Source organism: Bifidobacterium catenulatum PV20-2 (genome assembly GCF_000800455.1).
GTDB lineage: Bacteria > Actinomycetota > Actinomycetes > Actinomycetales > Bifidobacteriaceae > Bifidobacterium > Bifidobacterium kashiwanohense_A.
This window is the reverse complement of sequence record NZ_CP007456.1, coordinates 1,810,058-1,831,968: the sequence shown is the minus strand read 5'-3', so window position 1 is coordinate 1,831,968 and position 21,911 is coordinate 1,810,058. Positions and strand designations below refer to the sequence as shown.

Below are 21,911 nucleotides of genomic sequence, written 5' to 3'. Positions count from 1 at the left end.
CGCATGCAAAGACGGGCGTTCGAGGCTGTTCCCATGTCTTCCGCCCCTTTCGCAGCCATCGAGCCTTCCGGCATAAGTTTTCCCATTGCCGGATTCTGTCAGGTAAGGGAGGATGAGACTAGTAGTGTTGGGAGGCATGATGGATTTGGAAGATCTGGCTCACGTCACGTTGGTTGCGGGAGCGCCACGCAGTGGAAAAACCGAGTTTGCGTTGGACATGCTGATCGCCGCGATGAAGCTGTATGGTGATGCGAATGCCGTGATGACGGTGTCCGGCAGACAGATCGCCGACATGTTGGGCGATCGCGCGATCCGTGAATTGTCTGTGGTTTCGCAGGCTCGACCGGTCACCACATTGTCGGCCATCGCATTCCGCCTGCTGACGGCCGCAAGATCCGCACAGGGCAAACCGTTGCCGAAACTGTTGAACGGCGCCGAACAGGATGTGATCATCCGCAAGGTGCTTGCATCACATGTGGAACATAGGCAGCATGGCGACGAGTGCGCTATCTGCGATCTGCTGCGCGTATATTTCGCTGTTTCCGAATGGTCCGGACTGGTGGCCGACGATTCCACCGACGCATTCGCCAGCCAATTGCGAGACATGCTTGCGCGCATGAATGAAATCGGTGCGAAACCGGAGCTTGAAGACATGCTCATCGCCCGTGCGGCCAGCAGGAATGGCGAGCTTGACGCGCGTCGTGAACGCCTGCGTACCCAGTGGCGTCTCGCTTTCGCGCTGCGTGAGGAATACAATGCGGCGATTCGCGCAGCCTATTCCGGCGAATACCGTCTTGATGCGTCACAACTGATGATCGACGCTACCGAGGCCGTGCCTGACATATGGGATGCCGATATTCCAGACATGCTGATCGTCGACGATTTCCAGGATGCGACGTTGGCTGGTTTCGCTCTGCTTGAGGCTTTGCATAATCGCGGGACGCGTCTGCTGTTGGTGGGCAATCCCGACGAAGCCGTGCAGACGTTCCGTGGATCGTATCCGGAATATCTGTTCGACGAGGCACAGGCGCGCATGGGAGCGCGATTGGAGCGCGTCGAAAACCTGTATGCTGCATGCGAAAACGATAGTGCGCAAACCATGCAAAACGCGTCGAACAGGCAAAACGCGCATGACGACTATCGGACGCTTGTCGCGACCCGCGTAAGCCTGTCGATTGCAAGCATGGAACCGACTGACGTGCCCCTGCCTGAGCGTCCGGGCAAAATGCGGAACATACCGGGCGCGATGCCTATCGAAGTGTTGTCGTCCGGCAATACGGATGCTCGCATCACGCCCGCTGATGGCAGCGTGGAAACAGCTCTGTACCGTTCCGCATCCGAAGAGCTCGACGACGTGGTGTGGAAGATCAAAACCGAGCATTTGCAGCGTTCCCGCGAATGGAACGACATGGCTGTGATTGCACACGACAATGCCACCGTACGCACGTTTGGCGAGCGTTTGCGTGCCGACGGCGTTCCCGTGCGCTATTCGAGCGTGACACGACCGTTGAAGGATGAACCGTTCGTGCAAGGCCTGTTCGCGCTGATCGAATTGGCGGAATTGAAGAAGCGGACGATCGCGGCTTCGGGCATGGATCCGCAGTCGGCCGGATCCTATATTCGCTCACGTGTGGCGTTGATCATGGCATCCCCACTGATTACGGTCGGCGGCGACAAGCGGCATGAAGGGCGTCCGGCCCGTCTCGCGTCCGTGGAATCCGCGATGCATGCGTTGGCTTCGCTCGCTGAGATTGTGGACGATGATGAGATTCGCGCGCAGGATTCTGCGAACATGGCGAAGACGGACGTTGAACGGCAATCGTCGCTGCCGCGTTTGATGGCGGATTGGCATGAATACATGGCGAAATACCATGCGATTGCCGACGATGGTCAACATGATGGAGACCATGATGATCCCGTATTCGATATGGACGCGCTGTACGTGCTTCTTCTGGAAGGAAACGCCGATCGTGTGATCGACACGATCTCCTCCGTGACGGGTTCGGATCCACATGTCAAGGCTTTCGCGTCATTGTGGAAGGTGCTTGACAAAACGTGCGAGGCGGAACGCAAGCTGGTTTTGCGCGAACCGCAATACGTATTGGATTGCGCATGGCGTGCCTGTGGAAAAGCGGAAATCTGGCAGCGCGTAGCCTTGGAAAATTCGGCGGCCGGCCGTGCCGCAAACGACCGACTTGATGCGGCGATGCGCTTGTTCGACTACGCTTCCGGCGGCGAATCAAGCGGCGAGTTCGCCGCGCACACCATCGAAGCGTTCATGGAACAGGTGCGCTCGCTGACCATCGAGGCGGATTCGTTGGCGCATACCGCGCCCATCGACCAGGCGGTGACGCTGACCACGCCCGCGGGCGCGGCGGGAAGGCATTGGAACCTGGTGTTTCTGCCGTCCTTGCAGCAAGGGCAATGGCCGAATCTTACGCCACGCAACACATTGTTCGGCGGTGAGGAACTCGCCGATGTGATGTTGCATGGCGAACTGTCCGATACCGTCATCACTTCGGCGGGCAAGCGGGATGCGCAATTGGCTGCCGTGCTCGCATCCGAGCAGAAAAGCTTCCTGGTGGCATTGACCCGTGCCGATGAGCGTGCGGTGATGAGCGCCGTGCTGAACGACGACCACGTGCCATCTGATTTTCTGTACGGATATGTGCCGGAATGGTTTGACCGCGATAGAGACGCCGATATGGAACGGCGCGAATATGCGGCGATCGGCAGTCAGGGCGATTATGCGGGACTTGAATCCGATCCCCGTGGTTTGATCGCGGCCGCGCGAAGTGTGCTTGCGATGGAACCGCCGGACAGCCCGAAGGCGCGTGACGCCGCTGCAACATTGGCATTGCTGTCCTCGCGAGGCATTAGGGCGGCTAATCCCGATTGTTGGCCGTTCGTGGAGGAACCTGTTTCGTCCGCTGCGCGGAAAACGATTCAGGATGGCAAGACACGGCAATCCGACGTGGTAACCCTGTCTCCGTCCGCGGTGGACGATCTGTGGGCGTGCCCGGTGTGCTGGATGCTTGAAAACCGTTTCTCCGGCCCGCGCATGGGCAGCGCCGCCACGAGTTTCGGTTCGCTGATCCACATGGTGGCGCAGAAGGCCACCGAAGCCGGACTTGACATGCCGGAACAGCACACCGCCATCAGCGATATGGACAACATCGACGCGATCACCGAGCAAATGTATGCCGAATATGAGCGTCTACGCGGCGATCTGAACGGTATCACCGATCCCGCGCAACGATATCAGGCATTGAAAAAAGATAAAAAGGCGCGAGATGCGTTGCGTAACATTGCCACGTATTTCGTGCAATCGAATCATGGTGATTATCCAATCAAAAACAATGATGCGTTCAGCGTTGGAAAACTTACGAAAGTCGAACCTGAACTGAAATTCACCGCAAAATTCGATTTCGACGATATTCTCGCCGCCTACAATGCGATGGACGGTATTCATGCGATTTCACGAAACGAATTGATCGCCATTATGGGAACGTTGGTCGGAGGATGGCCTCAAACAGGCATGAGCGAGCATCTCACCGTGCGCTTGACCGGCAGAATTGACCGTTTGGAACGCCGTGACATGGCGGACGGTACGCAGCAAGTGCGTCTGATCGACTACAAAACCGGTGCAAGTCCGAACGGCGAAGGCCTGTTCAACGATCTGCAGCTCGTCTGCTACCAACTGGGACTCGTGTTCCCCGAAGGAAGCGGCCTGCGTGGGGCACAGGCGGTGGCTGCGGCGCCGAACATCACGCAAAGCGCGCTGTTTCACGTAGCGGATCATGCATTCCCGGCACCACATGGCAACACCGCCGCCGAATCGCATATGCAGCAGTCGTTGTTTGCGAACGGAAGCCTGAATACGGGCGCATTCGTGCCGCGCTACTACGTCAAACAACTCGATAAGGATTTCCATGACGGACTTGACGAGATGATTCCACCGCTGGAAGTGAGCGACGAGCATTGGAGTGAGTTCGTCGGTTTGCGAGACACCATGGCGGTATGGTCCCTCACCATGATCGCCAGAGTCTTCTACGCTGCCGCAGCCAGCAGGGCAAGCGAAATTACGGCAAGACCAACATTGGAACATATGAAATATTGCAGGAACACTGCGGTCTGCCCGGCCTGCGCGGGCGAACAGAACACCGTATTCGACAGGAGAACGGCATGAGCGGAACTACGAAATTCACCGACAGTCCGGAGCAGGCCGCCGTTATCCAAGCGCCCTCCTATGGGGATGTGGTGGTGGTCGCCGGTGCCGGATCGGGCAAAACCTACACAATGACAAGGCGAATCATCACACTGATCGAACAAGGTGTGAGCCCTGAAAAAATCCTCGGACTGACTTTCACGCGCAAAGCGGCTTCGGAACTGCTGTCACGCGTGTCCGCGGCCGTGAGCTGCAACCAGCGTGAACGTGGGCTGAAATCGGCGAATATGGCGTTCCTCAAACCGGAAGTCTCCACGTACGATGCTTTCTTCCAATCCATCGTGCGTCAATACGGACTGCTTGTCGGCTTCGACCAAAACACGCAGCCATTGAGCGAAGCCGGAGCCATGCAGCTCATCCACACCGTGCTCGACAAGCATATGGGCGATCTCATGGCGTTCGACGGCGATCTGAAATCGTTCAACACCATAGCGGGCAACGTATTCGCCCTGTCCAACGCCATTTCCGGAGCTATGATCGGCGGCGACTGCACCAGCTTCGACGAGGCGGTGCAACGCGTGCGCGACTGGGACGAAGCGTTCATCAAACAGGTCGACAAGGCGCTTGACGGTGAAACCGTGCCAACTGAGCAGCCAAAATCCAAAAAACCACCAAAACGGCTGAAAAAGGATTCCGACGCGGATTACGAAAAGAAACTGGAGAAATACCGCGAACTTGGGCACAGCATGTGCGTATACAACAGTGCGCAACTCGCATCCGTCGCCAAGCAGCGCAATCTGCTGCTCGACCTCGTGCTTGATTATCATGCCGAAAAACGCGCCTGCAATATGGCGGAATTCAGCGATTTCACCATCGCGGCATTCCAACTGGTCTCCCGATTCCCGTCCATCGGCGCAACGTACCGCAAACGCTACTCGCATGTGCTTCTTGACGAATACCAAGACACCTCCACCACGCAGGCCGCACTGCTGAGCGCGCTGTTCCACGTTGACGATACGCATCGCAGCGCGGTCAACGCGGTCGGCGACCCCTTCCAATCGATCTACGCATGGCGAGGCGCAAGTCCGGGCGCATTCCGTATGCTGCAACACGATTTCGGCATGGACGCCACCAGCAAACCGTTCGCATTGACGGTGACGCGGCGCAATTCGCGCATGGTGCTCGAAGCGGCGAACAATCTCACTAAACCGTTGCGTCTGCCAGCCAGACGCCTCAGCAGCTCGCTGATGCGCGAAGTCGACGTGCCTGCGCTCTCCAATATCGAAGAAGCACCCGAAGGCACGGTTGGCGTGCTCGGATTTGCCACATTCGGTCAGGAAGTCGATGCGGTCGTGCGTTTCGCCAAACATGCGATCGCCCTGCATACGCCCTCTGCGCGTGACCTCGACCATGGTGCGAAAGACAATCGCCCGCATGTGGCGGTGCTGTTCCGATCCAAAGGAACCATGCCGAAATACGCGGAAGCGCTAGAGCAGGCCGGACTGACCACGCTGGTCGTGGGGCAGGCGGTCCTGCTGGAACGTCCGGAAGTGCAGGATGTGTTCGCCCTGCTGCACGTAGTCAGCGACCATACCGACAGTGCGGCGCTTATGCGACTGCTGGCGACGCCACGATTCGCCGTTGAAGCCGACGATCTGCAGGCGCTTGCGGACACGGCGGAGCGAGTGAATACGGTGTACCGGTATCGTGCGCTCGTATCGGCGGGAATTGTTCCTGCGCATGCTACGAAAGCTGGGAATTCCGGTGATTCTATAAATTCCGGTGATTCCGGTACTTCCGGGAAAACCAGTGATTTCGGAAATGGCGAAACAATTTCCGACTCTGGTCTGTCGAATGCTGAAATCCGCTCCACTGTGCGCGAATACCGCGACCAAGTGCCAAATGCTGTTTTTCTGGTGGATCTCATGCTGCGCGACGATCTTGAACAACTCATCGATGGCAGGCTGAGCCGCAGGGGAGTGCAGGCGGTGCTGCGTGCCGCGGATATGCTCCGCCAAGTACAGCGTGTGCTCGGCCACCCGCTGCCGGAGGTGGTTCGCGAAGCTATTACGGCGTTGAATCTTGACATCGACATGCTACTGGCTCGGCATATGCATGCCGATCATGCCGAGGCCACGCTTGACGCCTCCCACGTGGCGCTCGCCAAGTCGCCGATAGACGCTGTGATGAAACTCGTCGACACGTATATGCAGGAGATCGCATCGCAAGGCGTGCCGAGTCTGCGCGCGTTCATCTCATGGGTGGATTCGCTGCGCGACGCTTCCGAAGAGAACGCGGTGGCCCCCGATGTGCCCGTCGACGTGGTGTTGATGACCGTGCACCAGTCGAAGGGGCTTGAATGGGATGCCGTGGCCGTGGTCGGCATGACTGATGGCGGATTTCCCAGTAACAAGGGCGACAATCTGAGCGTGGCCGTTGATGAAACGCATCTCAATGGTTTCCGGGATGGCGTATGGACGCCTCCCGAATACCATGAAAACGCCAAAACGTGGCTGACGAATCCCGCCGCGGTGCCTGTTCCTGTGCGCGTGGATGCGGATATTCTGCCGCGATTCCCCCATGACGCGCTCGTCGGCTGGAATCCGTTGGAGGCCTTGGAAGCCTTGGAAGATGCGGAAATCATCGACGATGAAGTGTTCGGCACCCTGCGCACCATGAATGTCGACGACATGGAAGGCGTCGATCCTGATGGACTGTATTTGACGCAGAGCGAGGAATATGGCCGCCGGTTGCATGCCGACGAGCGTCGTCTCGCATACGTGGCGTTGACCCGCGCCCGTCATGAGGCGTTGCTCACCTATAGCGAAACGAATGTGGAAAGCCGTGATCCGCGTGCCGTGGGTGAGCGCAGACAAGTGGCCAAATCGTCGAATTTCTGGCAGGAAGTGTATGACTCCATGCTCAATATCGTTTCCAAGGCGAATGAACCGAGCAATTTGGACGATATTACGGAAGTTGAGGACGCCACGGGGGTAGATTTTTCTGGAGATGATTTTTCCGAAAATGGCATTTCCAGCTTGCATTCGATTGGCGCGCCATTGCCAGACGGATATTTCGTGGGCGAGCATGCCTGCGATTTCGAGGATGCAGTGGTCGGCGATGCTTGGAACGCGCCGCTTGAGCCTCTGGAAGGCGAGCGATTCCTGCCATGGCCGTGCGATTTGACTGAAGCGACTTGCGAAATGTTGCGTTCGTCCGCCGATCAGGTGCGTGATGCGATGGACACCACCGCTGCGGACTTGGATGCCGGCGTGGGGGCGGATGCTGTTGCTGATGACGTTGCGCTCGGTTCGGCCGGTTCGCTGCTGCATTGCGCGCAGCTGCTGGTCGATGATGACAATCTCATGCCCGACATGCTGACCGACGCATCGCAGGACGCGTTCGACCGTTCGGTGCGTGCGCAAGGCGAGAAGATTCTTGCGTCCGGCCGTCAGAACGTCACTTCCCTGCAGGCGCGCGCGGGCATGATGAACGATCGTGGCGCCCGCACCTACTGGCGTGGGCTTGTGCGTCCGATTCCGAACGTTGCCTCGCCGGCCGCGCAGCTGGGCACGCAGTTCCATGCGTGGGCGGAACGGTTCATTATGGCCGACGTGGATATTGATTGCATCGTCGACGGTACCGAAGGCAACGGAAATATGCGCGTAGCTGAATCGAGATCGTCGATGCTTGCCGAAATCGAACGCAACAATAGGATGCAATCTCAAGAAAATAATGCGGCAGTCGAAAATACGGTCGAAAATGCGATGGAAAACAATGCATTGTTCGATTGGCAGCAGCGTCTTGCTACGTCGGCATGGGCGCAACGTAAGCCCACGTGGGCGGAGCGGCAGATTGTCGTCAATGTGCCGCAATTGGGCACCATCGTCAACGGCAAGCTTGACGCGGTGTTCTTCGGAGGTCTCAATGAAAAGGACCAATCGAAACGATATACGATAGTTGATTGGAAAACTGGAAAAAAACCTAGAAAAAAAGAAGAAATACAAGAAAAATTAGTGCAGTTGGATATGTATCGGCTGCTGCTGTCGGCAATGGAAGGCGTACCGCTTGATGCTATCGACGCCTGCCTCTACTATCTGAGTGAGCCCGTTGAGGGCAATCGGCAGCTGAACGCCGCCGACAAAACAGAAGAAGAGATCCTTGCCGAGTTGAGCTACGGAATTCCGAAACAATCCGACAACGACTAGTGCTGGTGCGCCAAAGGACGCGTGTATGCATCCTGCTTGTTCTTGATCATCGTTGAAAAGCGGCGCTTTCCAGCCTGCTCGTAGGGTAACGCACTACGTGCAGCGTTGTGGAGGAGCGCCGCTACCCTCGTGCAGCATGTGTGGGCGGGCACACGTGCCGGACGCAACGAAAGTTAAGGAGCGATAATCATGGCTGCCACCAGCGCAACCGAAACCCCGAAGTCGCCATATTCCGTATTGTTCTCCATTTCGGGAACCAAAGCGTTCTGCGCTTCCGGAGCTTTGGCGCGACTGCCGATGTCGATGATGGGCCTCGGCATTATTCTCGCACTCAACCACCTGTACGACAATTGGACGATCGCGGGCGTGATGAGCGCGGCGTATGTGCTCGCCACCGCAGCGGTCACGCCACTGTACGCGCGACTGTTCGACCGATTCGGCCAGCGCAAGGTCGGTTCGATGGTGCTTATCGTGCAAATCATCACCATGCTTGGTTTCGCGTTCTCCGCATTGGTGCGCGTGCCGATCCCGCTGCTGTTTGCGCTGGCTGTGGTGATGGGGCTTACGCAGTTCTCGTTCGGCGCGCTCGTGCGTACGCGCTGGGCGTATGTGCTCGACCGCACCGGCAACGGCGAACTGCTGAACACCGCATACGCGCTGGAATCCGCCATCGATGAGATCGTATTCATTTTCGGACCGATTCTCGCAGCGTTCCTTGCGGCTTCCGTGCACCCTGTTTCGCAGTTGTTCGTGCCAACGATTGCCTGCGCCCTTGGCGGTACCATTTTCTTCACATTGAAGGATACGCAGCCGCCGGTCGTGCATGAAGTCAAGGTCGTTTCGGCCTCTTCCGACGATGCTGATGTGCGATTGACTATCGATGGCGATGCCAGCAATATTGGCGATTCGGGTTCCGCACCGCGCGACAGGCTGACCATCGCACAGCTGAAAACAAACGACGCAGCCAAGAAACGTAGCGTATTCACTTATGCTGGCGTGATTCCGTTGTTGCTGGTTTTCATCATATTCAATATGAGTTTCACCGCATTCGACACGTCCATGACGGCCGTCATGAAATCGTTGCATCTTGATTCCGTGCTCGGCGTGCAGCTGGCGATGCTAGCGGTCGGTTCATGCATGGGCGCGCTGGTTTTCGGAACGCTCGAGCTCAAAGGGTCCCGTTGGCGTTACATGATCATGTTCCTCGCGATGATCACCGTCGGCTTCTTTGTAATTCACCTGTGCCAAGGCAATCTGATCGTAATGGGCATTATGGAAATTATCACCGGTCTGGCTGTTTCGCCGGTGTTCGCATCGGGCAACCTTGTGATGAAGGAAACCGTTCCTGAAGAGTCGTTGACCGAAGGTCTTTCCTGGGTGAGCACTGCGGGAACCGTCGGCGCATCATTCGGTTCGATGATCACCGGTATCATATTGGATCACGCCACACCCGACGTGAGCCTGATGCTGCCATGGATTTTCGTGCTCGCCTCGATTCCGTTTGCCCTGCTCGGCTGGGTGATCACGCGTCGAAGTGTTTCGCAACATTCATAGATGATCTGTGATTCATAGATACTATGCGAATTAAGCATTCCAAAAATTGCCCGAAAATGATCGTAAGGATTATGTTCGGGCAATTGTATTCTATTGTTGGATTCGTTGGAATCGTAGAAAGCTGTTGCAGATAGATGCAGCCAGAACGCTTGAAGGAGTTGCAATGATCAAGGTTTCTGTAGTTGGTGCCAAAGGGCGCATGGGTTCCCACGTGGTCGACGCTGTGAACAACGCGGACGACACCGAACTGGCGCTCGCGCTTGACGCTGGCGACGACCTGAGCCAAATAACCCCCGAAAATACTGACGTGGTGGTGGAGTTCACCGTGCCGAGCGTGTCTCTTGACAATGTGCTCGCACTCGTGGCGCAAGGCGTTGATGTGGTGGTGGGCACCACCGGTTGGACCGAAGAGAAGCTCGATCAGGTGCGTGCCGCGCTCGCTGCCGCGCCTCGCGAAGGCCAGAGCGTGTTCATTGCGCCGAACTTCGCCATTTCCGCCGTGCTCGCCGACTATTTCGCCAAGGTTGCGGCTCCGTACTTCGAATCCGCCGAAGTGATCGAACTGCACCACCCGAACAAGGTGGATGCTCCGTCCGGCACCGCATTCCATACCGCGCAGGGTATTGCCGCAGCTCGTAAGGCCGCAGGTCTTGGCCCTGTTCCGGATGCCACCGAAACCGATGGCGGCTCCCGCGGCCAGGTGGTTGACGGCATTCATGTGCACGCCGTGCGTCTGCGTGGCCTCAATGCCCATGAGGAAGCCCTGTTCGGTAACGATGGCGAGCAGCTGACCATTCGTGCCGACAGCTTCGACCGCATTTCCTTCATGCCGGGCGTGCTGTTGGCCGTACGCAAGGTCGCCACCGGTTCATATCCGGGCGTGACCGTCGGCCTCGACAACTTCCTCGACCTGTAAATCCTTACGGTTGAACGGTAAATAGTCCCCAAACCGGCTGATGTTGGCTTATTTCAGGCATCGGCGATTTGGGGATTATTCATATCGTCGTATACCTACGTAATAAAGCTGTGCGCTGACTCTTGGCAATCAGCTCAAATGCTGGTATACAGTGTGACTGTCCGAATCGAAAACGAATGTAATATGGAAACCGGTGAAACATGCAGGCTCTGATCGCCATCATCGTCGCATTGGCTGTGACGGCAGCCGTTTTGTGGTTCTTTTTCGCGCCGCGCAAAGCGTTCCGAGCCCGCGTCGGCAACGGTGTGCAAGAGGCGGTCGTCGAAGTCAAAGGCGGGTACAGTCCGGCGGTCATCGAAGCCGAGGCTGGCTTGCCTTTGCGATTGATTTTCGATCGCAAGGAAGATGGCGAATGCTCGTCGCATGTGGTGTTTTCCGATTTTGGCGTCGACCTTGCGCTGCCTCCTTTCCGTACGACGACGTTGACGATTCATCCTGATGAGCCGGGGGAGTACGGTTTTGCATGCGGTATGAACATGCTGCATGGCACGTTACGTGTGCTGCCGGGAAAACATCATGCTGCAATGCAGGACGAGCATTCAGCGTCGGAAGAAAATCCGAATAATGCAGAATCTCATGTTCCTGCGCAATCGCAACAGACTGCTGTTGATGAAACATCGCATGAATCTGTTGATACTTCTTCTGATTTTTCTTCTATTTCTGCTAATTCTTCAGATGATTCTTACGCATCTCGTGAAATGCGAGCATTGATTACGCGGCTTATTGTGTCTGCCATCGTTACGATTCCGGTATTCGCTTCTACGATGTTGATGCTGTATCCAATGCCGAATTGGGCGCAGTTCATACTGATGCTGCCGGTGATGTGCTATGCCGCATTACCGATTTTCCGTAGCGGTTTCGCTGCGATCATTCACCGCTCTCCGGAAATGAACGCATTGGTCAGTTTGGGTACGGTATTCGCGTTTGCTTACTCGTGTGTGGTCACGTTTGTGCCTCAGATTCTGCCTGAGAATGCTCGAGAACCGTATTTTGAAGCGGTTGGTGTGGTCATCACGCTGATGCTGGTCGGGCAATTGCTTGAAGCGCGCGCTCGCGTCGGTACGGGAGAAGCCATGCGTGCATTGGCGAAACTGCAGCCGAAAACCGCTCGCGTGGTGCGTAATGAAATCGAAGAGGAAATTCCGGTCGATCAGGTGTTGGCCGGAGATATTATTGCGATTCGTCCAGGCGAACAACTTCCCGTTGACGGCACGGTTATTTCCGGTTCATCGTCTGTCGACGAATCCATGATCACCGGCGAATCCATGCCGGTGCTGAAGCAGGCTGGCAGCAGTGTGACCGGTGCCACGATCAACGGTACCGGATCGTTGCGGTATCGTGCCACAAAAGTCGGCAAAGATACGGTGCTCGCGCAGATCATTGGATTGGTGCAATCCGCGCAAAGTTCCAAAGCTCCGGTACAGCGCATGGCGGATAAGATTTCCGGTATTTTCGTGCCGATTGTGGTACTGATCGCCGTGTGGTCGTGCGCATTGTGGTTCGCGTTCGGGCCGGAACCGCGCGTGGTGCATGCGCTGGTGGCGGCGGTTTCGGTGCTTCTGATCGCATGCCCATGCGCATTGGGTCTTGCCACACCGCTTTCCGTAACGGTTTCGACCGGTCGCGCCGCGCAAATGGGCGTGCTGATTCGTTCCGCCGAAGCGCTGGAGACGTGTGGCAAAATCAATGCTGTCGTGCTTGACAAAACAGGTACGATCACCGCTGGCAAACCGTCGTTGACCGACGTGCTTCCGCTTGGAAAATGGCGTGAAATGACAGATGATTTGCTGGCGATCACAGCCAGTGCCGAACGGGATTCCGAACATCCTCTTGCCGCCGCGATCGTTGCAGGCGCGCAAGAGAAGCATCTTACGTTAGGCGAGGTAACGCAATTCCGCGCGATTTCCGGGCAGGGAGTCACTGCGCACGTCGCGTCACATAGTGTCGCTGTTGGCAATGCCGATCTGATCGACGATCTTGACGTGGCCATGCCGAGCGTCGGCAACGAGGATCTCGATGACATTATCGAGACTATGGAACGGCTGTCGGCGGAGGGGAAAACGCCGATGCTTGCAGCGATCGACGGCGAGCTTGCGGGAATCGTGGCCGTTGCGGATACGGTGAAAGCCGATTCGCAGCAGGCCATCGCAGCCTTGAAATCACATGGCGTCAACGTGGTGATGCTCACCGGAGACAACGAAACGACGGCACATGCCGTGGCAAATCAAGTTGGCGTCAGCAATGTGATCGCTGGAGTGCGACCGGAAAACAAGGCGGACGAAATCGCAAAACTGCAGGCGCAAGGCTATACGGTGGCGATGGTGGGCGACGGTATCAACGATGCTCCTGCGCTTGCCCGTGCGAATGTGGGATTCGCCATTGGAACGGGCACGGATGTGGCGATCCAGTCCGCGGACGTGACATTAATGAATGGCTCGCTGATGGGTTTGGTGCATGCGCTTGATTTGACCCATGCCACCATGCGCAATATCGCGCAAAATCTTGGATTCGCCCTTGGCTACAACAGCATTGGTATTTCCATTGCGGCGGGCGTGCTCTACCCGTTCACCGGCATGATGCTCAATCCGATGATTGCGGGCGCGGCCATGGCGTTCTCGTCGCTGTGCGTGGTGACGAATGCGAGTCGACTGCGCCTGTTCGATCCAGGCAAGGCGGTGCGTGCCGCAAATAAGACGTATCAGGTTCGCCAGCCGAACCCGAACGATAATAATCACAACAACCATAGCCAGAAAGGATTCATCATGGGACTGTTCAGTGATCACAAGGCCAAGAAGGAAGGTATGCACGAGGGCATGGAAGGCATGGGTGGAGCGCACTCCTGCTGTGGCGGCCACACCGCCGGTGTCGACCAGAGCGCGCTCGCCAAGGATCCGGTCTGCGGCATGAGCGTCGATCCGGCCACCGCTGCGGCCACCCGCGAATACAACGGCACCGACTACTACTTCTGCAATCCGGGCTGCGCTGCCAAGTTCGAGCAGAACCCCACCCAATACCTTGCCTGAGTTTGTTCTGGCGGCCGCACGTTTCCCTCTTTCTGGCCGCACTGTTTGGAGTGTTGTGCGGTCAGGAAAGCGAAGTCGTGAGGTCATTTGGATTGAATCCGCCTGAGTATGCGGCTAAGCGTACCGATTCTTCCAGTGACTGGGAGTTTTTGGACTGTGGGAGGCTTGGCAGCGGGAGGATTCTTCCAGTGACTGGAGGATTTTGGTCTCGGTGAGGCAGTTCATATTGCGGTATGGTCACGAACGTGAATGCTTCGGCGTCCGTGGCGGGAAGTACCGTTAACACTATGACTGACGGTACTATGCATCTTCTTGATCCTGCTCCTTTCGGACGTATTCTTCCGGCCATGGTCACCCCTATGAAGGCCGACGGTTCCGTTGATTTCGAGGCTGCGCAGAAGCTTGCGAAGCAGCTTGTTGCCGATGGCGCCGATGGCCTTGTGGTCAATGGCACCACGGGCGAGTCTCCCACCACCCACATGGAGGAGAAGGTCAAGCTGGTTCAGGCCGTCAAAGATGTGGTGAGCGTTCCCGTTATTTCCGGCGCGGGTTCCAACGATACCGCCCACACCGTGCGCATGGTGGAGCAGACCCAGGAGGCGGGCGCCGATGCGGTGCTTGTGGTTGCTCCGTATTATTCGCGCCCGTCGCAGGAGGGCGTGTTCCGCCACTACAAGGCGGTCAATGATTCCGCCGACAAGCCGATTATCGTTTACGATGTGCCTGGCCGTACCGGTTTGCATATTCAGTTGGAAACATACCGTCGTTTGTCTGAACTTGATCATGTTAAGGCAGTCAAGGATGCCACCGGAGATATCGCAGGTGCCGTGCGTAAGCGTATGGAAACCGGTTTGACTTGGTATTCGGGCGATGACGGCCTGTTCCTGCCGTTCCTTTCGGTTGGTGCGGTCGGCATTATTTCCGTGATCGCGCATGCCGCATCCGGTCCGATGCGTGATTTGGCTGCTGCGTTCGATCGCGGCGACATTCATGAGGCGCAGCGCATTGCCGTGCAGCTTGCCCCGCTGGTCGAAGCGATGAATGGAAGCGGCTTCCAAGCTGTTATGGCGAAGGCGTCGCTGAAGGTGCGTGGCATTCTCGATTCCACGACGATGCGTTTGCCGAACGTCGGTCCGGGCGAAGCTGAGATTAAGCGCGCGGAGGATGGCATGCGCGCTTCCGGCTTGCTGTGATTGCGATTATTGCCATACCTGCAGCAGCGATGTTTACAGCACTGATGTGCAATGGCGATTACAGCAATCATGGTGATCAATCTCGACGATTACGGCAAGCATTGCGACTACCGGTTTGCCGTAATACGTTTGTCGTAATGCGGCAAACCTACTGAATTCCTCGTTTCCGCACAGGCGGAGACAATTAGTAATAGAAATCCAACTAGGAAATGGCTATAGAAGAAACCAAAACAGTGACTACGCACAAGCGCGGCAGCAAAGCTGCCAAGCGCACTGAAAACCCCCAGACCTCGGATGTGAAATCCGCGAAGTCTGTGAGCTCCGAGAAGCCCAACAAGGCCGAAACGACTTCCAAGAAGACGAAGTCTTCTAGCCGTAGCGGTGGTCGTGGCACTCGCGCTGGCGATGCGTCCGGTTCCGCCCGTGGCGGTTCCCGCGGCAATGGCAGCGGTTCCTCCAAGGGCACGAAGAGCGTGAAGAACGTCAAGAATGTGAAAAGCGCCAGGACTTCTAGGAACTCCAAGAATTCCAATGCGGCAAGCTCTTCTGCCGGCAGCCGCCGCAATTCCCGTCTTGCCCGCAGACCACCGCACCCCAGCAGGATGACGTGTTGATCGCTCCGCCGAAGTACCGCAAGGGTTCCATGCGTATCGTGCCCCTTGGCGGCCTTGGTGAGATCGGCCGCAACATGAACGTGGTCGAATACAACGGCCACCTGCTGCTCATCGACTGCGGTGTGCTTTTCCCTGAAGAGGAGCAGCCGGGTGTTGATTTGATCCTGCCTGACTTCCATTACATCAAGGATCGACTCGACAAGGTCGAGGCTCTGGTGCTCACTCACGGCCACGAGGATCATATTGGCGGCGTGCCGTACCTGCTGAAGCTTCGCCCTGATATTCCGCTGATCGGTTCCAAACTCACGTTGGCTTTCGTTGAAGCCAAGTGCAATGAGCATCGCATCAATCCGCGACTGGTTGAGGTCAAGGGGCGCGACAAGCTGAAGGTTGGTCCGTTCAATCTTGAGTTTGTGAACGTCACGCATTCCATTCCGGACGCTCTGGCTGTGTTTGTGCAGACTCCGGCCGGAAGCCTCATCGATACCGGCGATATCAAGCTCGATCAGCTGCCGCTCGACCATCGCATCACCGATTTGGTGGAGTTCGGCAAGCTTGGTGAAAAGGGCGTGGATCTGCTGATGATGGATTCCACCAACGCTGAGGTTCCGGGCTTTGTCAAGCCGGAAACCACCATTGGTCCAGCGCTTGATCAGGCGTTTGCCCAAGCTACGCGCAAGATCATCGTGGCCAGCTTCTCCAGCCATGTGCACCGCGTGCAGCAGGTTGTTGATGCCGCTCATAAGTATGGCCGCAAGGTGGTGTTCGTGGGTCGTTCCATGGTCCGCAACATGTCCATTGCTGCGGATTTGGGCTACTTGAGGCTTCCTGAAGACACGGTCATCGACCTGAAGAAGGCTCATGACGTGCAAGACGATAAGCTCGTCTACATGTGCACTGGCTCCCAGGGCGAACCGATGGCCGCGCTTGGCCGCATCGCCGACGGCAACCATCGCGACATCACCATCAACGAATTCGACACGGTCATTCTTGCGAGCTCCCTGATTCCAGGCAACGAGCATGGCGTGTACAAGATCATCAACAAGCTGGTGCAGCTTGGTGCCCGCGTGGTCAATCGAGACAATGCCGCCGTGCATGTGTCCGGCCACTGCAATGAGGGCGAACTGCTGTACATGTACAACATCGTCAAGCCGAAGTGCGCCATGCCGATTCATGGTGAGAACCGCCATCTGGTGGCGAACGGCATGATCGCGGTTAAGACGGGTGTCGATCCGCAGAACGTGGTGCTTGCTGAAGACGGCGATGTGGTCGATTTGTACCACGGCCAGGCTGCCGTTGTCGGTTCTGTGCCATGCGGTTACGTGTACGTTGACGGCGATTCCGTTGGTGAACTTACTGAGGAAGAGCTTGAGAAGCGTCGTATTCTTGGCACGGAAGGTTTTGTGTCGAGCTTCGTTGTTGTCGATACGGAAACGGCTGACGTTGTCGCCGGTCCGAAGATCTATCTCAACGCGGTTGCCGAAGACGAGAGCGAATTCGACAAGGTCCGTCATCAGATCGTCGAGCAATTGCAGGATGCGATGATGACTGGCACGCACGATACGTACAAGCTTCAGCAAATCATGCGTCGTACGTTGGGTAGCTGGGTCGCACGTCAGCTGCATCGCAAGCCGATGATCGTTCCGGTCGTTGCCGATATCGCGCAGGATGTTGACGAAGCGATGGGATTGAATGCAGCGCAATGATGAATCGATAGATAGTCAATATTTTCGCAATATCGCTGATTTCGGTGAAATTAATATTGGAATAATATTGAAATATCGACAGATCATCAATAATTGTTGATTACATAATCAAAAGAAGGACGGCGTAACCGGCACAACCGGTTGCGCCGTCTCCTATTCCATAAATAGGAATTTCACAATAAAAAAAGGAGTGACATGCCAGGAGCAAATCTCACCCGAATCGAAGCGGAAGAACGCAAAAGCGTTATCGCAGCACCGGTTCATTACACGGTCAAACTTGATCTGACCCGTGGAGCTAAGAATTTCGGTTCCGAAACCACCATCACGTTCGACGCTGAGCCGGGAGCTACCAGCTTCCTTGACCTGATCGCCACCGAAGTGAGCGAAATCGTGCTCAACGGCGCAACTCTCGATCCGGCCGAAGCGTTCGCCGACAGCCGTATCGAACTGAAGAACCTCCAAGCGCACAACGAAGTGACCGTCAAGGCGCTGTGCCAGTATTCCAACACTGGTGAAGGCCTGCACCGCAGCGTCGACCCGTCCGACGGCAACATCTACCTGTATTCCCAGTTCGAAGTGCCGGATGCTCGCCGCGTGTACGCCGTGTTCGACCAGCCCGATATCAAGGCCGTGTTCGACTTTTCCGTGCTCGCAGCCAAGTCATGGATCGTCACCTCCAACATGCCCGCCGCCTCCGTAACCGACAACGAAACCGTTACCGAAGAAGGCACGCTCGGCACGCACGAAGCCGAAACCACCAAGCTGTGGGTGTTCGAATCCACGCCGACCATGAGCTCCTATCTCACCGCCATCTGCGCAGGCCCATACGCCGAATGGCATACCGAATACGCCAACGAAGACGGCCGCACCGTGCCGATGGCCATGTACTGCCGTCAGGCGCTCGCCGAAGCGTTCGCCAAGGATGTCGACTACCTGTTCGATATCACCAAGAAGGGTTTTGCCTTCTATGCGAAGACTTGGGGCGTGCCATACCCGTACGCCAAGTACGACCAGATCTACGTGCCGGAATACAATGCCGGCGCTATGGAGAACATTGGCATGGTCACCATCCGCGACCAGTACGTGTTCGAATCGAAGGTCACCGACGCGTATGCCGAGCGCCGCGTCGTCACCGTGCTGCACGAGCTTGCACACATGTGGTTCGGCGATTACGTGACCATGAAGTGGTGGAACGACCTGTGGCTTAACGAGTCTTTCGCTGAGTTCACGTCCACCCTTGCCACTGCCGAAGCCACGGAATGGAAGGACGCTTGGGCCACGTTCAGCTCCGGTGAAAAGAGCTGGGCACTTCGCCAGGATCAGCTGAGCACCACCCATCCGATCGTTGCGCCGATCAACGATCTGAACGACACGTATGTCAACTTCGACGGCATTACCTACGCCAAGGGCGCTTCCGTGTTGAAGCAGCTCGTGTTCTATGTGGGGCGTGAGAAGTTCTTCAAGGGCATCAACAACTATTTGAACAAGCATGCGTACTCCAACGCTACGCTCGCCGATCTGCTGGCCGAACTCGAGCTGACGTCCGGACGCGATCTCAAGGCGTGGAGCGCCCAGTGGCTTGAACAGTCCGGCATCAACACCATCGCCACCGAAGTTGAGGAAAACGAGGATGGTACGATTCGCCAGCTTGCGTTGCGCCAGTCCGCTTCGGCTGAGCATCCGGTGCTGCGCGCGCATCGTTTGGCTGTCGGCTTCTACAATGAGGATTCGGAAACCGGCAAGATCGTGCGTACCGACCAGTTCGAACTTGATGTTGACGGAGAACTGACGATTGTCGAAGCGGCTGCCGGCAAGGCACGTCCGTCGCTGATTTTGGTGAATGACGACGATCTGACATACACGAAGCTGCGCTTCGATGAGAAGAGCCTCAAGTTCGCTGCGGAGAACCTGTATCGTTTCGACGATGCGTTGGCTCGTTCCGTGATTTGGCTTGCCTTCTGGGATATGACTCGTGACGGCGAATTGCCGGCAAAGCAGTTCGTCGAAACCTCTTTGGCTGCGCTCGCCACGGAACATGAGTCCACCACGTTCCGTTACGCTTTGGCGCAGATCAGCACTACCGCATGGCATTACACCGCTCCGGCCGACCGTGCCGAAGTGGTGGAGCATGTGGCTGCCGAACTGTTCAAACTGGCTCAGGCTGCCGAAGCCGGTTCCGACGAGCAGTTCCAGCTGATCACCGCCTATCTGGGTTATGGTGAGCCGGGCGATGCTGCGTTCGAAGCAAATGCGAAGGGTCTGCTCGATGGTTCCGTGAAGCTTGACGGCTTGGAAATCGACAATAATTTCCGTTGGACCATCATCAACGCGTTGAGCACGATCAACGCCATCGGCCAGAGCGACATCGACGCGGAACTTGCCAAGCGTGAAACCACTGAGAACCGTGAGTTCGCATTGGGTGCACGTGCGATCGCAGGCATTGCGGAAGCCAAGGAATGGGCTTGGAACGAGGCTTTGCACAACGACGAGCTGACCAACATGCAGTTGGAATCCGTGGCCCGCGGCTTTGCATCCACTCCACGTGCCGACTTGGCTGAACCTTATGCGGCCAAGTATTTCGAGGTTGCCGACTGGATTTGGAAGAACAAGACCTTCCACATGGCTGAGGCTCTGCTGGAAGGCCTGTACCCGAGCTATGCCGATCCGGCCACGCTGGTGGAGCTCGGTGATGCTTGGCTGGCTTCACATGCGGACGCCGACAACGCGTTGCAGCGCATTGTGCGCGGCAATGTTGAATCGTCGCATCGCACGCTCAAGGTGCGCGATTTCAACGCGTCCCTCTGATGCTGTTCCTGATACCACTGCAGTAGCTGTTTTTAGTAGCTACTTTTGATATCACTCTGTGATATCGCATCATAAGCCCGGACTGGCGGCGTGACTTATCTCGCTGCCAGTCCGGGCTTGTTTGCTTCCAGACAAGCCATCCCAAACAAAGGCCGGTCCCATGCTGCAGTATGCAGGTATCGCAACATGTTGTCGACTATTTCGTTGAATGGTGAACCCGTTGAGTACGATGGTGCACGGCAATATAATTTGAGATAGCGAGGACTTGAGACTCATGCCACGTATGTTCGGAACAGACGGTGTTCGAGGATTGGCGAATAGGGCTTTGACCGCACAGCTTGCGTTGGATTTGGGCGATGCTGCAGTGCGTGTGCTTGGTGATGACGAAGGCAAAAGCGAATTCGACGGTCGTCGCCGTGCACTGGTCGGCCGTGATACTCGCGTTTCCGGCGATTTTCTTGCGGCAGCACTGTCCGCAGGCATGTCCGCAGGCGGATTCGACGTGATCGACGCGGGCATTATTCCGACTCCGGGTGTCGCATACCTGACTTCCGTGCTGAACGTGGAAATGGGTGCCGTGATTTCCGCATCCCACAATCCCATGCCCGACAACGGCATCAAATTCTTCGCACGTGGCGGATTCAAACTGCCTGACACCAAAGAAGACGAAATCGAAAGCGTGCTCGGCCAGGATTGGGAACGCCCGACCGGTGCCGGCGTGGGCCGCATCAGCCACGACACGGCAACCGCAACCAACCTGTATATCGACCATCTGGTGTCCACCATCGCTCCCATCGGACCCGACAAGTCCCAGCCGACACCGCTGAAAGGATTGAAAGTCGTGGCCGACTGCGCCAACGGCGCCACCTCCGTGGTCGCGCCGGAAGCGTTGCGCCGCGCCGGAGCAGACGTGATCGTAATCAACGCTTCGCCAGATGGCTACAACATCAACAAGAACGCCGGATCCACACACCCCGAACAGCTGCAGGCCATGGTCAAGGCTTCCGGCGCCGATCTGGGTGTGGCCTTCGACGGTGACGCCGACCGTTGCCTCGCCGTGGACGAAGACGGCACCATGGTCAACGGCGATCAAATCATGGGCATTCTCGCACGCGCCAAGAAGAACGCGGGCAAGCTCAACCATGACACCCTCGTGGTAACCGTGATGAGCAACCTCGGCCTGAAACTCGCCCTGCGTTCCATGGGCATCAAAACCGTGCAAACCGGCGTGGGCGACCGTTACGTGCTTGAGGAAATGCTGCGCGGCGACTATTCGCTCGGCGGCGAACAGTCCGGACACGTGATCAACCGCGAATTCGCCACCACCGGCGACGGCACCCTCACAGCATTGACCCTATGCAACGAAGTGGTCAACTCCGGCAAAAGCCTCAAAGAACTCGCATCCGACTTCCCGCAACTGCCGCAAACCCTCATCAACGTGCCGAACGTCGACAAGCTCGCGGCTAAAACCAATGCCAAAGTGCAGGCGGCCGTCGAACGCGAAGAGAAAATGCTCGGTGACACCGGCCGCGTGCTATTGCGCCCGTCCGGCACCGAACCGCTCGTGCGCGTTATGGCCGAAGCGGAAACCCAACAGCAGGCCGACGAGGTCTGCGACCGTCTCGCCAAAGTCGTAGCCGAAGAACTCGCCCTGTAACCACACT

Annotated in this window: 8 protein-coding genes and 1 pseudogene; all 9 read left to right on the top strand. The window is 56.9% G+C overall.

What is annotated here, in order from left to right; genetic code table 11:
• Window positions 1–136: 136 nt before the first annotated feature.
• Window positions 137–4,189, top strand: a complete 4,053-nt coding sequence (locus AH68_RS07925) for a PD-(D/E)XK nuclease family protein (RefSeq protein ID WP_039199138.1) — start codon at window positions 137–139, stop codon at window positions 4,187–4,189.
• Window positions 4,186–8,376 carry an ATP-dependent DNA helicase gene (locus AH68_RS07920; protein WP_039199137.1) on the top strand — a complete coding sequence of 1,397 codons (4,191 nt, stop codon included), beginning with the start codon at window positions 4,186–4,188 and terminating at the stop codon, window positions 8,374–8,376. Before AH68_RS07925 ends, AH68_RS07920 begins: the two co-directional genes overlap by 4 nt.
• Window positions 8,377–8,565: 189 nt before the next feature.
• Window positions 8,566–9,930, top strand: a complete 1,365-nt coding sequence (locus AH68_RS07915; protein WP_039199136.1) for an MFS transporter — start codon at window positions 8,566–8,568, stop codon at window positions 9,928–9,930.
• Window positions 9,931–10,093: 163 nt separating this feature from the next.
• Window positions 10,094–10,846, top strand: coding sequence for a 4-hydroxy-tetrahydrodipicolinate reductase (gene dapB, locus AH68_RS07910; protein ID WP_039199135.1), 753 nt, complete (start codon window positions 10,094–10,096; stop codon window positions 10,844–10,846).
• A gap of 200 nt (window positions 10,847–11,046) precedes the next feature.
• Complete coding sequence (locus tag AH68_RS07905) at window positions 11,047–13,929, top strand: heavy metal translocating P-type ATPase (protein WP_039199134.1); 2,883 nt, start codon at window positions 11,047–11,049, stop codon at window positions 13,927–13,929.
• A 287-nt stretch (window positions 13,930–14,216) separates the two neighbouring features.
• On the top strand, window positions 14,217–15,122 hold the full coding sequence (gene dapA, locus AH68_RS07900; protein WP_039199986.1) for a 4-hydroxy-tetrahydrodipicolinate synthase: 906 nt from the start codon (window positions 14,217–14,219) through the stop codon (window positions 15,120–15,122).
• A gap of 209 nt (window positions 15,123–15,331) precedes the next feature.
• Window positions 15,332–17,442 (top strand): annotated as a pseudogene (locus AH68_RS07890) (ribonuclease J).
• A 195-nt stretch (window positions 17,443–17,637) separates the two neighbouring features.
• A complete protein-coding gene (pepN, locus tag AH68_RS07885) occupies window positions 17,638–20,247 on the top strand; it encodes an aminopeptidase N (protein WP_039199131.1) in 2,610 nt (869 codons plus the stop codon).
• Between the two features lie 274 nt (window positions 20,248–20,521).
• Window positions 20,522–21,904 carry a phosphoglucosamine mutase gene (glmM, locus tag AH68_RS07880; RefSeq protein ID WP_039199130.1) on the top strand — a complete coding sequence of 461 codons (1,383 nt, stop codon included), beginning with the start codon at window positions 20,522–20,524 and terminating at the stop codon, window positions 21,902–21,904.
• Window positions 21,905–21,911 lie beyond the last annotated feature (7 nt).

What these genes read in the sequence shown, in the direction of transcription:
- dapA (WP_039199986.1), top strand. Translation starts at nt 14,217, where the DNA reads ATGACTGACGGTACTATGCATCTTCTTGATCCTGCTCCTTTCGGACGT.
- glmM (WP_039199130.1), top strand. Translation starts at nt 20,522, where the DNA reads ATGCCACGTATGTTCGGAACAGACGGTGTTCGAGGATTGGCGAATAGG.
- AH68_RS07915 (WP_039199136.1), top strand. Translation starts at nt 8,566, where the DNA reads ATGGCTGCCACCAGCGCAACCGAAACCCCGAAGTCGCCATATTCCGTA.
- pepN (WP_039199131.1), top strand. Translation starts at nt 17,638, where the DNA reads ATGCCAGGAGCAAATCTCACCCGAATCGAAGCGGAAGAACGCAAAAGC.
- dapB (WP_039199135.1), top strand. Translation starts at nt 10,094, where the DNA reads ATGATCAAGGTTTCTGTAGTTGGTGCCAAAGGGCGCATGGGTTCCCAC.
- AH68_RS07925 (WP_039199138.1), top strand. Translation starts at nt 137, where the DNA reads ATGATGGATTTGGAAGATCTGGCTCACGTCACGTTGGTTGCGGGAGCG.
- AH68_RS07920 (WP_039199137.1), top strand. Translation starts at nt 4,186, where the DNA reads ATGAGCGGAACTACGAAATTCACCGACAGTCCGGAGCAGGCCGCCGTT.
- AH68_RS07905 (WP_039199134.1), top strand. Translation starts at nt 11,047, where the DNA reads ATGCAGGCTCTGATCGCCATCATCGTCGCATTGGCTGTGACGGCAGCC.